Genomic DNA, 15,454 nt, shown 5'->3' with positions numbered 1-15,454 from the left:
ACCTATTATCGGCTCTGAAGGAGAATGGATGAAATACGTATATTCAATACTGGTTGTCCTCATCCTCGCATTAGCGGTGGCTACTCTTGGTCCCAGCCTGATCTCGGCGGGCGATCACAGCCTTGCGCTAACCTACCCGGTTAGTCAGATGATCGCCATGCGAGGGGTGGTGGCACTGGTTCTCGGTGTCCTCGCCATCGTCATACTCATCATCGCAGTTATTCGCTTCGTGATGCTTCGCAGGGGCCTGTTCCTTGCGATCCTCGGAGTTGGTCTCATTGCGGTTGCTGGCGGGCACTATCTCATCCTTAACGACCGGGGGCTGGACACCCCGTCGGCCCTTCCTCCCGACTACGGGGTTACCCACGTTTCCCAGGGCAACGGGGATGTCACAGTCCTCTCCTACAACACGCTCGGTAGCGAAACGAGCATGTCGGACCTCGAACCACTCGTCGTCGACAACGGCGTTGATATTGTTGTTCTCTCAGAAACCTCGGAAGAGAGCGCTCAGCAACTTGCCGAGTCCCTCAGCGGCCGCGGCCTGTCCTTCGCCGTCTACTCGTCGGGGGCTGATCCCTATAACCCGGAGATTGAATCAACCTCCGTTCTTGTCGCGTCCTCGCTGGGCGAATACCGTCAGGGTCCCTCCCTTGACCTCACGTGGGGTTCGGTGAGCCTCAGAGCACTCGGGGATGGTCCCGACATTATTGCCGTACACCCGGTTGCTCCAGTGCAGGATCTTCAAGATGCGTGGCGCGAGGAGATCACCGAGGTCTACGGCATGTGTTCGTCCATGGATGATGCGATCATGGCGGGGGATTTCAACTCGACCGTTGACCACATGCATGGCACGGGAGCAAGCTGCACCTCGGCTCTCGACGGCACTATCGGCGGATATGGCACCTGGCCGACCTCGTTCACGGGGCTCCTGGGATCCCCGATCGACAACGTCTTCACGGATCTTGACCCCACGGCCACCGCAATCGTTGACGTGGGCGACTCCGACCATCGCGGCATCCTCGTCAGGCTCGCCCGCTAAGTAACCGGGCCCGCCAGGTAAAGAATTAGGACTGCCGGCTTCGTCATCGAGTCCATCCACTCGGTTGCCGGGTGGGCCTGCCGGGTAGCCGGGGCTGCGCCCCGGTATCGAAGGTACGAGAAGCTCGGCGCTACGTTGTTGAGTGCCGGGAACGGCTTTAATCCCCGTCGCTGAGGATTGCCGCGAGGCGAGCGAGCGCGCCCTTCCAGAACTCCTTTGTTTCCACCACTTCCTCGCGCTTTAGCCGAGAGTGCTGGAGGGAGATCTTGCATCGGGGCCGACCCGCCTTTGTCGGTGGTGCCGCGTCGAGATAGAAGGAGACGCGGCTACCTTCCCCACCGTCGAATCGAATTGATTGAGCGGATTGGCTCCGCGGATTTAATTCAAGGTCAAGCCACTCCCGCCGAGAGTCCTCGTCAACAAGATAGGGCCAAACGTCTTCCACGTTGGCAGGCAGGGTCTTGGAACTACTTGCATCAAATGATCCGTCGGGGCGCTGCCCCGGCTCCCGCAGGCCCCGGGACTGCTCGTAGCCGACGGTGACTCCCTGAGCCCACCAGCCATCGACCTCATGCTTACCGCCGAGCCAGCGCGCGATCTTAGCGTGGTCCCACTCCTTTGCGCCCGCCTCGTCGAGCATCTCGTACCACTCGTCGCGGGTGCGCCCCGTGGCGTCTACCAGCGCCCTGTCGGAGACCATCGAGGACTGGGCCCGCACCGGCGTACCCGTGCCGGGACGTGCTTCTTCGCCACGATTTTCAGTCATATTCCGACACTATCCCCTGGATAGATGAAAATCATCGGAACGCTTTCCCGAACCGGAAAAACGGTTGGAAAGAGCGGAACTTGGCATCTTTTCGCGACTTTCTATGGGACCAATATCCTGTCAAAGTTTCGGCTTACCGAACTGTGACTTGGTTTTGTGATTGCTCTTGCATTCCCTATCCGTAACCGTGACTTCCCAGGAAAATGGCCCACAATAGTTCGGTGACGATTGGGAAGAGTGCAAGCGAGAAGCAGCTGCAACAGTGGCGCAAGAACCTTGCTGAGGAGCGAGCCGAGTACAAGATTTACAAGCGGCTCGCAGAAACACGCACCGGCGAAGAGCGGGAGATCCTCCTCGAACTAGCGGTGGCAGAGAAACGCCATGCCGAGCACTGGCGCACCCTCCTCGGTGACAACGTCGGCAAGCCGCTCCATCCCTCCTTCCGGTCACTCCTTCTCGGCTTCCTCGCTCGCTGGTTCGGCTTCGTTTTTGCCCTGGCACTCATCCAGGTGTCGGAAGAGCGAGCCACGAAACGCGGCGCAATCGAGAACAACGGTGCGACGGCGGCAATGGCAGCCGATGAAGCTGTTCATGCCGAAGTTATTCGCTCGCTCGCTACCCGCGGCCGTAACTCGATGTCGGGAACGTTCCGTGCCGCTGTCTTCGGAGCCAACGATGGCCTGGTGTCTAACCTGGCACTCGTTCTCGGTGTGGCTGCCGCAAATGTCTCGAACTCGACAGTTCTCCTCACCGGCTTCTCGGGCCTGCTTGCCGGCGCCCTGTCCATGGGTGCGGGGGAATGGGTGTCGGTGCGTTCCCAGCGGGAACTCCTCGATGCCTCCATGCCGGACGAGTCATCCAATGAGCTCTTGCCGAATCTCGACGTGAACGAGAATGAACTATCCCTTGTGTACCGGGCCAGGGGAATGTCCGAGCACGAAGCCGATGCTCGGGCGAGCCTGGCACTTGAGAAGATCCACTCCCAGGAGTCCATCAATGTGCTCCAGGTACATCACGCCAGCCACGAAGAGATCGGTTCGCCCTGGCGTGCCGCAATCTCATCGTTCTTTTTCTTCGCAACGGGTGCGATTATCCCGATCCTGCCGTTCCTCGTAACCTCTGGAACTCTCGCGATCGTGATTGCCGCGGTCTTCGTCGGTATCGCCCTTCTCTTCACAGGCGGCGTTGTTGGCATCCTTTCGGGGAAGCCGCCGATGCCGCGTGCGCTCCGTCAGCTCGCAATCGGCTACGGAGCAGGAATCGTAACCTTTGCTCTCGGTCTGCTTTTCGGCACAACTGCTTAACAATTGCTCACGGAGTCTTTAAACTTTGATTATGGAGACTCCTGAATTAACCGATGCCGTGAGGAAGCGTGCCCGGGGGACGCTCCTTGCCTCAGCCGTGGGAGACGTGCTTGGCGTCCCCTACGAGCTCGACACCATTGCCCTTGAGGGCGATCCGCAACCTATCGGAGGCGGGCTTGGCGACTATGCGCCGGGCGAATGGTCCGATGACACGCAGATGTCGATCTGTATTGCGCAGGTGGCGGCGACCGGTGTCCGCCTCACCTCGCAAGCCGCCCAGGACGATATCGCAACAAAGTTCCTTGCCTGGTCAAAGGACGGTGCGACCGATATTGGGATCCAAACATCTCGCGTCCTGTCCGACGCTCACCGCAGGGAAGGCACAGCCTCCCAGCGCCTGAGAGCCGCTGCCGCCTACTTCTCTGCCACCTCCGATCGTGCCGCGGGCAACGGCGCTCTCATGAGAACGGCACCGATTGGCCTGGCATTCCTCTACGACCGCGATCTGACGGCTCAAGCGGCACGGGAGATCGCAGCCCTCACGCACACGGACCCTATGGTGGGCGACACGTGCGTCCTCTGGTCCGAAGCAATCCGCCACGCGGTAACGACGGGCCGCATCGATATTTACGCGGGCCTTGACCTGCTGCACCCGGACGTGCACGCTTCGATGATCGCCACACTGAAGGAGGCTGAGGAGCCGAGCTTCAAGCCCGAATCGAACTCCTTCACGATCACGGCGATGCAGTCCGCGTGGCATGCGGTTGTCATGGCGAAAGACACGGATGACCCGATCCGCAACGGTCTCTTTGAGGCAATCCGCCAGGGCTCCGACACCGACACCACAGCGGCCGTTGCTGGCGCACTCCTTGGTGCGGCCTTCGGTGAGGACATGGTTCCCGACTACGAGGTGCATGGATGGCCGGGGCTCACCGGTAAAGATCTCGCCAACCTTGGTGAGACCATCGTCGAGAAGTGCCGACCCCGGTACTAGTCCTCACATCGACCAACACGTCAGCACTGTGCCCGCCTCACGGCGGGCACAGTCGTCTTAAGGGAAGGGACAGCTCCGGCTATCCTTCCGCGGAGAACAGGTGCTCGCTCACCGGACTCTGTCCGTGGTCGAGCGATCAGGCACCGACCCGGTTCTCGACGGAAACTCTTGCGAGCGCCGCAGGGTGACTCGCACAGGTTTAGTTACCCTAGCCGGTGCACGAATAGCTCGCCGGGAAGCATATACTCCATCGAAAACACGGGCGGGCCCGACGGTACGGGGCGGGTCCGCACGTGGGGAGGCAGCTTAGTTTTTGGGGGTCTGCGGCCTGTTGTTTTGGTCGTTGAGGGAGGAGAGTAGCTCGTAGCCATCCGCACCGTAGATGATCGGGACGCCGTGGCGTGCTTCGTCATCAACCGAACGACGATCCTCGATCGCTTCTGTCATGCCGTGCGAAAGGACCTGCTCGACCGGGTTGAGCTGGCGGATTGCAATACCGGCAATGTGGCGGGGGTGTTCGCGTGCCAGCTCGTCAAAGATCAGCGGGTCATGCTGACCGTCGTCACCAATCAAGTACCACTCGATGTCAGGGAACGTGATGATGAGGTTCCTCAGCTGGGTCTTCTTGTGTTCCTGCCCGGAACGGAAGACCGAGGTGGGAGTGGGGCCCCAATCGGTCAGCAGGAGAGGCCCCGTGGGGAACCCGTTGAGGGTAAGGAAAATGTCGAGAGTCGGCAGGGTATTCCAGGCACCCGTCGACAGGTAGAAGACGGGAGCATCGGGGGCGTCGTCGAGGAGCTCCCGATAAAACTTCGCCATCCCGGGCACCGGTTTCCGGGTGTTTGTGTGCCGCACCCACGAGTTCCAGGCCGCGAGGACCATGCGGGGAAGCCAGGTGATCATGACCGTGTCGTCAATATCGGACACCATGCCGCGGCGGGCTTCGGGACGAACAATCAAGACCTTCGCGATGATCGGCTCCGCTGCCGCAGCCTCGATTGTTACTTCGTGCCAGCCGGGCTCCAGCCCGTGGTCGAGAACAAGGACGTCAATATATCCAGAGCGGTCGGTCTTTGTTGATATGACCTTGTTGCCCGCACGGATCGTGACCGGAAGGAAACCCACCTGGGTTGTGAAGAACTGGCGCCACCCCCGCTGGGCAGTGTCGGACAGTTTCTGCGCCTGCTCGAAGGCCTCCTGGACGGTGCCAAGGACCGTGTGAGCCGAGGGTGGTAGTCGGAGTGGTTTGAATAGTGACTTACTGTTCGGGTCCGCCATAACAACCCGGCCAAGAACGTGCAGGGACGTGACAGACCCGTATCCGGTGAAGCCGATGATGGAGGGCCGCCATCCCTTTTCGACACGCTTAACGGTTCCCCTGCGGTTGAAGGAGTCCTCAAGCTTCCGTGCGATGTCAGCGATGGCCATGGGCCTAGTTTACGGTCCGCCGGGCGCTGTGGGATGCAAATGAGCGCTTAGCAAAACAACATGTCTTGCCATCTCGGAACCGGGGACTTGCGCACGACGTGCGGGCGGCCCGGCGGGAGGAAACGAGGCCGAGAACGGCAACCGTGCGAAGGCTTTGAGGAACGCAGTGCAACAACATATGCCGGTGGGGTGACATATGTGCAGGCTGGAGAGTTATTGGGAGAAAATGGCGGATATGTCCCCAAAACTGGTGTCCAGACTGGAAGGAGCCTGGCACACATCAGGGGAGTTTCCCCCAATTGTTGCCCGCGCGACCCCTTCCGTCGTTAGACTCCTTGGCGATGACAGTACTCACGAAGACCGAGCCGGATACCGAGCTGTCCGTTGCCGAGCCCAATGGCCTTGACGCACCCCCGTCATACAGTCATCGGAAAGAGATCATCACGGTCGTTTCCGTTATCGGGCTTCTCGCAGGTCTGAATTTTCTTGCGCACTTCACGCCGCTCTCCCTTTGGTTCTTTACGATCCCCGTCGGTGTCGGCGTCATTCTTTTGCTCGGCAGAGCCATGGGCCACACGATGGCCGATATTGGTATTTCCCGAAGCACCCTGAAGAAGGGGCTGAAGTATGGTTCTATCGCCGCCGGTATTGTCCTCCTCGGGGTTCTTATCGGAGTTCTCTTGCCAATAACGCGGGACTTCTTCCTCAACGACTCCTATTCTTCGGCACGAACTGCGCTACTTGCGGCCTTCGTCCTCATCCCCATCCAAACTGTCCTCCCGGAAGAACTGGCTTTCCGCGGGATCCTGCATAGCTCCCTCCAGAAGCTTGGCGGGATCCGGGCCGTTCTCTTTGCCGGTTCGATCCTCTTTGGCCTGTGGCATGTTGCCTCGTCCCTCAACCTGACCGCCGGCAACGAAGGCCTCACTGCAATGCTTGGCACAGGAACCTTGGCCCAGTGGGTTGGTATAGGCCTCGCCGTTATTGCCACGTCCTTCGCCGGTGCCGCCTTTACCTGGCTGAGGCACAGGTCGGAGTCGGTCCTCGCCCCCATTGGACTTCACTGGGCACTCAACGCCTTCGGTGCACTCGCCGCAGCAGCGGTCTTCCAGATGTAGCGCGTTAACTCAGAAGCCGTTCAGCACGAGGCCCGCCCCACGAAGGGGCGGGCCTCAGTACTGGGTTATGTGGGGGCTCTGTGCCGCTAGAGACTAGGCCGCTAGAGACTAGCCGTTGAGGGCGCGGTCAACGACGTCCTTTGCGGCTTCCTGAACCTGCGCGAGGTGCTCGGGGCCCTTGAATGACTCGGCGTAGATCTTGTACACGTCCTCGGTGCCGGATGGCCGGGCGGCGAACCAGGCGTTCTCGGTTGTGACCTTGAGGCCGCCGATCGGTTCGTTGTTGCCGGGCGCGTTGACCAGCTTGTCGGTGATTGGTTCACCAGCAAGCTCCGTGGCCGTGACGTCCTCGGGGATAGGTTGCCCAGCTTGGACTTCTGCTCTTTTGTGGCGGGAGCATCGATGCGGGCGTAGGCGGAGGGGCCGTACTTGTCGACAAGCTCCGCGTGGAGCTGTGAGGGAGTCTTACCGGTGACTGCCAGGATCTCTGCTGCCAGCAGGCAGAGGATGAGGCCATCCTTGTCGGTTGTCCAAACGGTGCCGTCGAAGCGGAGGAAGGAAGCACCTGCGGACTCCTCGCCACCGAAACCGACAGAGCCGTCCAGGAGGCCTGGGACAAAGTGCTTGAAGCCGACCGGGACCTCGAGGAGGTTCCGTCCCAGTTCGCCTGCAACACGGTCGATCAAGCTTGAGGACACGAGGGTCTTACCGATCCCGGCGTCCGCATTCCATCCAGTCCGGTTCGCGTACAGGTAGGAGATCGCGACCGCAAGGTAATGGTTCGGGTCCATGAGCCCACCATCCTTCGTCACGATTCCGTGGCGGTCAGCATCCGCGTCGTTACCGGTAGCAATGTCGTACGGCGCATTCTCGCCCATGATCTGGAGGAGGGAAGCCATGGCGTTCGGGGAGGAGCAGTCCATGCGGATCTTGCCGTCCCAGTCGAGTGTCATGAACCGCCACGTCGGATCAACCTCCGGGTTCACAACCGTCAGATCAATTCCGTAGCGTTCCGCGATTGCGGCCCAGTAGTCGACCGAGGCCCCACCCATCGGGTCAGCACCGATCTTCACGCCCGCCTTACGGATTGCTTCCATGTCGACCACGTTCTCAAGGTCATCGACATAGGCAGACAGGTAGTCATGAGTTCCCGTTGTCCGCGCAACGCGTGCCTGCTCGTACGGCATGCGAGGGATTGAACGCCAATCCTTCATGAGCTCATTGGCGCGAGCTGCGATCTTCTTCGTCGCATCCGAGTCGGCCGGCCCGCCGTGCGGCGGGTTGTACTTGAAGCCACCGTCACGGGGCGGGTTGTGGGACGGGGTGATAACCACGCCGTCGGCTAGGCCCGGTCCCTCGACGCGCACGCCCGCTTCCGTACCCGCACCGTTGGCGCGGAGAATTGCAAGGGAGACCGCTGGGGTCGGGGTGTAGCGGTTACGAGCATCAATGCGAATCTCCACACCGGCGGCCGCGAAGACCTCAACTGCGGTCTTCTGAGCGGGCTCCGAAAGTGCGTGAGTGTCGCGACCGATGTAGAGAGCTCCGTCGTAACCGAGCTCCTGGCGATATTCGATGATCGCGGCAGTAATCGACGCGATATGGCCTTCGTTGAAGGCGCCGTCGAGCGACGAACCACGGTGCCCGGACGTTCCGAACACGACTGGCTCGACCGGCTCGCGGTCATAGTAGGCAGAAACAAGCTCATCGATATCGATGAGGTCCTCTGGAAGGGCTGGGGTACCTGCGCGTTCATTCATGATTCAATCTTGCCACTCAAATCACATTTTTGGGCGGGAAGTAGAGGAGGTGCGCCAGATACGAACATGCTGTCCAGGACCTGTGGACTCAGCATTGAGGAATCGTGGAGGAAACGTTCAGGGCAAATTTGTTGACGCAAGGAGATCGCAGTGAAGGTTGCCTTACTCCGCGGGAACGATGACTTCCCAGCGATCGTCCGAATAGATTGTGTCCCAATCCCCGCCGAAGCGTTCCTCCGCCCACGGTTCAGCTGGCTCGCCAAGCCGCCACCAGTTCACGGCAATAGCATCCGGCTCCACATCGCCCAGGGTCCCGTACCAGTACACGTTCGTGTGCGGCACCAGGTAGGCAAGGAGGGAAATGTCGGCAGCCACAATGTCGTACTGGGATGCGGCCTCGATTGCCCCGGAGGAGTCGCTAACGTAGCCCTCGTGGTCCCACAGGAGATCGATCTCGGTCTGCGGAAGCATGACCAGCGAGGTGCAAAAAGCAATGAGTGGCGCAACGGTGCGCCAGCGCTCGGTTGCAACATCGATCAGTGAGATAGCGGCGACGGGGATGAGAACCGCGGAATAGTGGAACTCCCAGCCCCAGTAGTAGTCCACGTTCCCAACGAACCGCCACGCCAACGTCGGAACCATGATGAGCATGAGAGGAGACTTGAGGCCAATAACTCCCGTGCTCAGAGCAAGGATGACAAGGATCAGGGTTTTCATGCCCGCCCCGGCCATAACCTGGTCTAGCAGGGACAGGTTATCCGTATAGTCCCACTGGCCCTGCGGGTTCAGAGCGGGAAGGATGACCATGGTCGACAAGACGAACCAGACAATCCCCCACACCGCAAGGAATACGCCCGTTTTCAGGTTCCGGTCGGTGCGCTCGCGGAGGTAGAAGGCGGCGCCGACAGCGGCGACGGTTAGCCCGAGATCCTCCTTGACGAACACTAGAAGGCTAATGGCAATGATTGCGGGAACTGTTCTGCCTCTGATCCACCAGACGAGCCCGAAAGCAAGAAGGGGGACAGCGAATGCGATCTCGTGGAATTGCGCCCACACCGCGTTCAGAAGCCCCCATGAGAAAACATAGGAGCCACCCAGAAGGGCGGCCGCGGGCTTCCCAAGACGTTCTTGAGCCAGCGACACCACGGGCCATGCCGAGACCGCAAAGAGTGCCGCCTGGATGATGAGGAGGGTTGAGCCCGACGGGAACAGCGCGTAGAACGGGCCGAGTAGGACCAGGATCGGGTGGAAATGGTCTCCCAGCAGGTTGTAGCCGTCGCCCTTAATGTCAACGATCGGGGCCTCGAGATTTCCGTAGGCCTTGGCAAGCTGCGTGAAGATCCCCAGATCCCAGGAGGGTGAGATCGTGTTGCTCCACATCACCCAGGACAGGGCGGTGTAGAGAACGAATGCAACAAGCGTGAATGCCGCGGGGAGAAGCGCCGAGCTGGCGAGCAACCCGCTCACAGTACCCGGGCCGGACTCGGTGGAGCCGGCTTCTCGTGAGCTGATTGCTCCGCTTGTACCGGCTACTGCGGATGTTTCCAAGTGGCCTGGGACGCCACGATCCTGCGCGGCGGCGGTAGCCGGGGGTTGCCCCCCGGGACCGGTGGGTGTCCTGTGCTCGGTCACACGAGGTCCCGGCGCTGGAGGAAGCGGAGGGCGAACCAGCCGAACGGCACCCTGCCCCAGAAGGTCAGCAGTCGATAGACAAGCGCTGTGGACAGGGCGATCGAGTAGGGGATGCCGGCAACGGCAAGGCCGCCCGTGAGGGCCGCTTCGACGGGACCGATACCACCGGGGGAGGGAACGATCGAGCCGAGCGTGTTCGAGATAAGGAACGTGAGAGCGAGCGTCATGATCGGCAGGGTATAGCCGAACGAGGCGAGCGCGAATCCAAAGGCGGCGATAAAGCCGATCGACTGGAGGGTCGAGCCGACAATGCCGAGAAGGATGCGCTTCGGGCGGGTGGCCAGCCAGACAACCCGCGGCCACACCTGGTCAAAGGTTGGCTGGATCTTGGCGGCAAGCCATGCGCGAAGCGGCTTGATGAGGAGAAGGGCGACGATCACAAGGATGACGCCAACAATCGTCGCAATGAGGGAACCCGAGGGAAGGGATAGGCGCCCAATCTCGCCTGTGAGGAGAGCAACGACGATCAGCGTGATAATCGTCGTGAGCAACTGCGCGATCTGCACGAGAGACACCGTTGCCAGTCCCAGGGTTGTTGAGACGCCCTTCTTGTTGAGGTAACGGAGGTTGAGGGCTGCGGGGCCAATACCTGCTGGAACAACAAGGGTAATGATCGAGGCGGCGACCTGGACGGTCGCGGTCTCGGCCAGCGGCAGCTTCTCCGGGGTGTACGCCTTGAGGTGGAGGGCCGCACCGAAATAGGTGAGGATCGAGCCGGCAACGAACGCAATGACAAGGTAGACGGGCTGTGCCTGCTTGAGAGCTTCCCAGACCTCACCGAAGTTAATCGAACCCAGCAGAATGTAGATCGCAAGGACCGCAATGGTAACCGTGATCGCGGTCTTGGGAGAGAAGCGACGGAACTCCACCTGAGCATTCGACTCCGCCGTTGGGGGAGCTTTCGCCGTAATCGCTTCCTGAAGCTCTGCCGTCTTCTTCTTCGACATTGTGGCGAGCGTCTGGTGGGGCATGACGGAACGCTGCATGACAGGTGCTGTGGTCATGAGCATTTCGTTGCCGAGCATCCGCTCAAACGAGGCGATGGCGCGGTCGGTGCCGACCAGTCCCGCCATCATCAGCAGTCCCTGACCGAGGTCGATCCTGCGGGAAATCTCCGACGAAGCAATGGTGCCGTCGTGCCAGTTCGTGATGATGAGCTCGCCGTTGTCGAGAAGAATCGTGCCGGCGTGAATATTGCGGTGCGCTAGACCGCTCCGGTGCGCGGTCGTCAGGACCATCCACAGCTGGTCGATGACGTCGTCGGTCAGGTCCTCTTCGGGAACCGCGTCAAGCGTGGGGGCACGGAGTAGCTTGGTGGCAATCACGACGGAGTCATCGGAGGACGCAACGCCAACCAGGTCGGGACCGACAACCCCGTTTTGCTGTGCCGCGAGCGTCATGAGGGTCACCTGGTTAGCGGTGTCATGGATCGAAGCATCGGAGTGGCGGTACTGGATCCGCAGGCGGATCCGGGACCACATGGAGGAAAGCCAGGACAGGAGCTGACGGTCACCGTCGAGCACGGCCGCGTGATAGGCGAGGCCGCCGGAGTCAATGATGACGTAATTGCGGGACACCGTTTCGGAACGGGGAACCGTGAATGTCTGATAGTCCTCGTAGACCGCGATCGGGTCGACAAGGGCCTCGGGGATCACCGACTCGTTCTTCGAGTCCTCTTCGACAATCTCCATCGGGTCGAAAGCACGGTTGATGAACTCTTGGAGTTGGGCAATACCGAAACGGTCGAGATAACCAATGGGGGAGCTGGTTGTCACCCGCAGGGCAATCAGGTCATCGATCGTAATGCTGCGGTCAACGCGGACAATCTCGGCCGCGTCGACACCTGCGCGGCGGAGCAGGCGGACAAGGTTGAGGCCGTTGGCGCGCTCGGGAACGGTGCCGAGCAGGAATAGGACAAGCTGGCCGACCATCGTGCCGAGTAGAACGATGGAAAGAGCTCCGGGCAGGGTCTGCTGACCCTGGAGAATGGAAAGGACAACGGCGATCCACAGGAGCGGCCACGTCCACCGCACGCTAACGAGGGAGCCGCGGGTTCCCGCGGCCGTGCACAGGGCAGAGATGATCGCCATGTACGGCACGAGAAGAACGATGGCCTGGCCCTCGATTGCCACCGCTAGAGTATTCGTCACCGGAGCATCCGGCAGGTATTCGCGCAGGAACCAGACGATGATGTTCGAGAGAACCGCGGCGAGAGCCATGGCCAGGATCGAACTGGATAATGCCCGCCATCGCTTTGTCCAGGTCAGTTCTATCAGAACGGCAAGCGGTGCGAAGAACGTCAGTAAACCCTCGAGGACGTTGATCGGCATGATGAACACCGTCGTCAGGAAATCGTTCGTTGCTTCGCGAACATCCGTCGTCACCGCAACCGCGGTGGATGACGCATACACGGAGAACATCAGAATAAAAACAATCCCGATGAGGGAAAGAAGCGCGCCGAAAAGATCGCTGGGTCTGCGGATCCACCGATCCTCGGCGTCGACAAGGAGGGCCGCTCTCCTGTTCATGACAGGTGCTGGCTACTTATCGACGTGGTAGGGCTCAAGCCCCTCCCGCTCGATGTCGACAATGGAGTAGGCGCCGGCCTGCTTGACGGCCTCTGTCAGCTCATCATCGGATGCCTTGCCTGTCACGATAACGGTGGCACGCGAATCCGTACCAAGCGTCACCATGATCTGGTTAGTCGATCCGATGTTTGACAGTTCTTCCGTCAGTTTTGCGACGTCGTCATCTCCATTGATTCCCGAGACAATTAGTTGAATCATGCCTGTTCCTCGAGTTGATTGGAGTTTGTGGCTTTGAAAAGCTTCCCATTGATCGCGTCAATCAGCCAGTCCGGAGTCTGGGGAGCGCTACGCGGGAACTCCTCGAGGTCCTTCTTCCACTCATCGACAGGAACCTGGCTCGCCCATGAGGGCTGAGCCGACTTGTTGAAGCCAAAGTTGCCGGTGCCAAGCGAATCGAAGGAGAACTTAGCGACGTAGAAGCCGCCCTCGTCCGCATCGTACGTGTTCTTCTTCAGCTGGCGGGTGTAGTGAACAACCGCGGTCGGAATCGACGCGAGGCGTTCTTTCTTGCCGTCCACCTCGTATTCGCCGAGGAACACGAAGTGATTGCCCACCACCTGCATGAACAGCGTGATTTCCGTGAACCCGTTGGGAACCGCATTGACGAGCAACTTGTAAATGTCGGGGATGATCGCACGAGTGTCGGTCAGGTCCTTATCGACCATGTCATCCGCACGTGCCGGCGAGATCTCCTCAATTTCCCACGTCTTCGGGGTGGCCTTACGGGCCTGCGCCTTGACGCCCTCGATCGGAATGGCCTTTACGAATACTGCGGGGGCATACCGGGAGTAGCCGTTCGCGCGGCAGTACGGAGCGTCGGGCAGAAGAGCCTGAACCTCGAGCAGGGTCTCACCATCGCGACGGATGGGGCGTAGCACGCGGGCGGGAACGCCGTCGACCTTCGCGATCTTCTGCGATTCGTAGATCTCCATGTCCTCCGTGTAGGCAATGCGCTTTGCCCACAGGCCCGACTCGATCTGTGCGAAGCCCTCTTCACCCTTCGGGTCCGTGGGAGCTACGAGAGTGACAGCGATGGGCTTATTATCTTCAACTTCCACGTCGCAGGGGATCTCACCCCAGGAACGCTTAATGACGGTGCCCAGGAAGTTGGAAGGAACAATCGCCTTGAATCCTTCTTCGGTCTCCCAGCCGTAGGCAATGCCGTGGTAAGCGGCCACCATGGACGGCTCCGCCTCATCGGCCGTGTACTTCCAGATCGACGACCCGGCGGTGAGACGAGCGGGCTCGACCCAGAGCAGATCCGTTTCCACGCCGGCGGCCTTGGCGCGTCCCGTCCCATCGAAGGGAATCACCTCGAAGATGCCGCCGAGGAAAGCGTCCTCATCGAGGGGGCCGACGGCCTTGCGGGACTGAACGAGAGGACCTGCCTCCAGTTCAAGGATGTAAAGCTCCCCGTCCTTACCGAAGGGACTTCCCTTGAAGCCCACCTGGAAGAGTTCGACAATGTCTTCAATCTTCGTGAGCTCGTCAAGAGCCTCCGAATCTACGGCGAGACCGGAAATATAGTCGAGTCCGCTCTTCATGAAGCCGTTCAGCTGTCCTGGCGTCAGGGGGAGAGAGTAAGTATTTGACACGATTCCTCAATCTTTTGGGTCCATAACCGAGAGTACTGCATTAGGCTGTCTACATGCGTCTTGGAGTACTCGATATCGGATCGAACACAGTCCACATGCTCGTCGTGGATGCTCACTACGGTGCCCGGCCCGCCCCTGCGGCCGACGATCGCACCGTTGTGCGCCTCATGCGGTATCTGGACGATGACAACATGGTGACGAAAGATGGTGTGATCGCTCTTCGTGAAGCCGTGAAACGAGCGATGCTCTTCGCGGAGCGCTTCGGTGCCGGTGAAGTCATTGGCATGGCGACCTCGGCTCTTCGCGAGGCCGCGAACGGCCCCGAGGTGCTCCGAGAACTCGAAGAAATTGCGGGACTGAAGTTCCAGGTCCTCTCCGGCAAAGAAGAAGCCAATCTGACGTTTCTTGCCGCTCGACGCTGGCATGGCTGGGCCGCCGGTCGCCTCCTCGTCCTCGATATCGGTGGCGGTTCTTTCGAAGTGGCCTACGGAGTTGACGAAAACCCCGAATTCTCCGCATCCGTGCCTCTCGGTGCAGGCCGCTTGACTCGTCACTACCTCAAGCACGATCCGCCGCTCGAGGACGAAGTCTCGGTCATGAAAGCGCACATCAAGGATGAGATGAAGCCGCTGGCGGAGGCGCTCAAGCAGCTCCCCACGCCCGACCACGTCGTCGCCACCTCGAAAACCTTCCGCTCGCTGGCGCGGCTTGCCGGTCAGCTTGTTGCCGTAGTGGGCCCCACGGAACGCCGCCGCATGTCCCGCTCCGACCTGGAAGATTGGGTAGGTAGGCTGGCTCAGATGCCGGCGGCGGCACGTACCGCACTCCCCGGCATTACCCCCGAGCGCACCTACCAGATCGTTGCGGGTGCCGAAGTTGCCGTGCGCGCCATGAAGTCCTTCAAGATCAGCAAGCTCGAGATCTGCCCCTGGGCGATGCGCGAGGGCGCGATCCTCAACTACTTGGAGGGGCAGCGCGACGCCTGATCAAGTCGCGAGCTATGGGTCAAGCGAACAGACATGGCTAAGCCTTTTCAATCAATTCGCCTCGCCCGGTAGAAACTGGCGTAGCGCTGCTTGCACTGACGCAGTGGCCTCAGCAACTGAGGAAGGGCTGCGAGACGTTTTTCGTCCGCAGCCCCTCCTCCACTCATGTCCGTCACATTTCAGG

Annotated in this window: 12 protein-coding genes; 5 read left to right on the top strand and 7 right to left on the bottom strand. The window is 60.4% G+C overall.

Features of this window, described 5'->3' with window-relative positions:
* Positions 1-28 precede the first annotated feature (28 nt).
* A complete protein-coding gene (locus tag EJ997_RS09205; RefSeq protein WP_126704287.1) occupies positions 29-1,039 on the top strand; it encodes an endonuclease/exonuclease/phosphatase family protein in 1,011 nt (336 codons plus the stop codon).
* Positions 1,040-1,196: 157 nt separating this feature from the next.
* Here EJ997_RS09205 and EJ997_RS09200 read toward each other — a convergent pair whose 3' ends face one another.
* On the bottom strand, positions 1,197-1,805 hold the full coding sequence (locus tag EJ997_RS09200; RefSeq protein ID WP_126704286.1) for a hypothetical protein: 609 nt from the start codon (positions 1,803-1,805) through the stop codon (positions 1,197-1,199).
* Between the two features lie 221 nt (positions 1,806-2,026).
* On the opposite strand from EJ997_RS09200, the gene EJ997_RS09195 reads away from it, so the two are divergent.
* Together EJ997_RS09195 and EJ997_RS09190 are read left to right on the top strand one after the other, a co-directional pair.
* The gene (locus tag EJ997_RS09195; protein ID WP_228201456.1) at positions 2,027-3,109 is read left to right on the top strand and encodes a VIT1/CCC1 transporter family protein; all 1,083 of its coding nucleotides are present in this window, start codon (positions 2,027-2,029) and stop codon (positions 3,107-3,109) included.
* A 31-nt stretch (positions 3,110-3,140) separates the two neighbouring features.
* A complete protein-coding gene (locus EJ997_RS09190) occupies positions 3,141-4,103 on the top strand; it encodes an ADP-ribosylglycohydrolase family protein (RefSeq protein ID WP_126704284.1) in 963 nt (320 codons plus the stop codon).
* A 306-nt stretch (positions 4,104-4,409) separates the two neighbouring features.
* On the opposite strand, the gene EJ997_RS09185 is transcribed toward EJ997_RS09190, so the two are convergent.
* Positions 4,410-5,531, bottom strand: coding sequence for an App1 family protein (locus EJ997_RS09185; protein WP_126704283.1), 1,122 nt, complete (start codon positions 5,529-5,531; stop codon positions 4,410-4,412).
* 341 nt (positions 5,532-5,872) lie between these two features.
* Between EJ997_RS09185 and EJ997_RS09180 the strand changes: the two genes are divergently transcribed.
* Complete coding sequence (locus tag EJ997_RS09180; RefSeq protein WP_126704282.1) at positions 5,873-6,649, top strand: CPBP family intramembrane glutamic endopeptidase; 777 nt, start codon at positions 5,873-5,875, stop codon at positions 6,647-6,649.
* Between the two features lie 101 nt (positions 6,650-6,750).
* On the opposite strand, the gene EJ997_RS09175 is transcribed toward EJ997_RS09180, so the two are convergent.
* The 5 genes from EJ997_RS09175 to EJ997_RS09155 all read right to left on the bottom strand — a co-directional run bounded on the left by EJ997_RS09175 (position 6,751) and on the right by EJ997_RS09155 (position 14,284).
* The gene (locus EJ997_RS09175) at positions 6,751-8,409 is read right to left on the bottom strand and encodes a phosphoglucomutase, alpha-D-glucose phosphate-specific (RefSeq protein WP_456071323.1); all 1,659 of its coding nucleotides are present in this window, start codon (positions 8,407-8,409) and stop codon (positions 6,751-6,753) included.
* A 162-nt stretch (positions 8,410-8,571) separates the two neighbouring features.
* Positions 8,572-9,957: a DUF2079 domain-containing protein gene (locus EJ997_RS09170; RefSeq protein ID WP_206501634.1), complete on the bottom strand. Its 1,386-nt coding sequence runs from the start codon at positions 9,955-9,957 to the stop codon at positions 8,572-8,574.
* 80 nt (positions 9,958-10,037) lie between these two features.
* Positions 10,038-12,629: a lysylphosphatidylglycerol synthase transmembrane domain-containing protein gene (locus tag EJ997_RS09165; protein ID WP_126704281.1), complete on the bottom strand. Its 2,592-nt coding sequence runs from the start codon at positions 12,627-12,629 to the stop codon at positions 10,038-10,040.
* A gap of 12 nt (positions 12,630-12,641) precedes the next feature.
* A complete protein-coding gene (locus tag EJ997_RS09160) occupies positions 12,642-12,887 on the bottom strand; it encodes a copper-exporting P-type ATPase CopA (protein WP_126704280.1) in 246 nt (81 codons plus the stop codon).
* Positions 12,884-14,284 carry a hypothetical protein gene (locus tag EJ997_RS09155; RefSeq protein ID WP_126704279.1) on the bottom strand — a complete coding sequence of 467 codons (1,401 nt, stop codon included), beginning with the start codon at positions 14,282-14,284 and terminating at the stop codon, positions 12,884-12,886. The genes EJ997_RS09160 and EJ997_RS09155 overlap by 4 nt, the downstream gene beginning before the upstream one ends.
* Before the next feature lie 53 nt (positions 14,285-14,337).
* On the opposite strand from EJ997_RS09155, the gene EJ997_RS09150 reads away from it, so the two are divergent.
* Complete coding sequence (locus EJ997_RS09150) at positions 14,338-15,270, top strand: Ppx/GppA phosphatase family protein (protein ID WP_126704278.1); 933 nt, start codon at positions 14,338-14,340, stop codon at positions 15,268-15,270.
* Positions 15,271-15,454 lie beyond the last annotated feature (184 nt).

This window comes from Flaviflexus ciconiae (genome assembly GCF_003971195.1).
Taxonomy (GTDB): domain Bacteria; phylum Actinomycetota; class Actinomycetes; order Actinomycetales; family Actinomycetaceae; genus Flaviflexus; species Flaviflexus ciconiae.
Note: the sequence above shows the minus strand (reverse complement) of the source record. Positions and strands in the feature narration are given on the sequence as shown.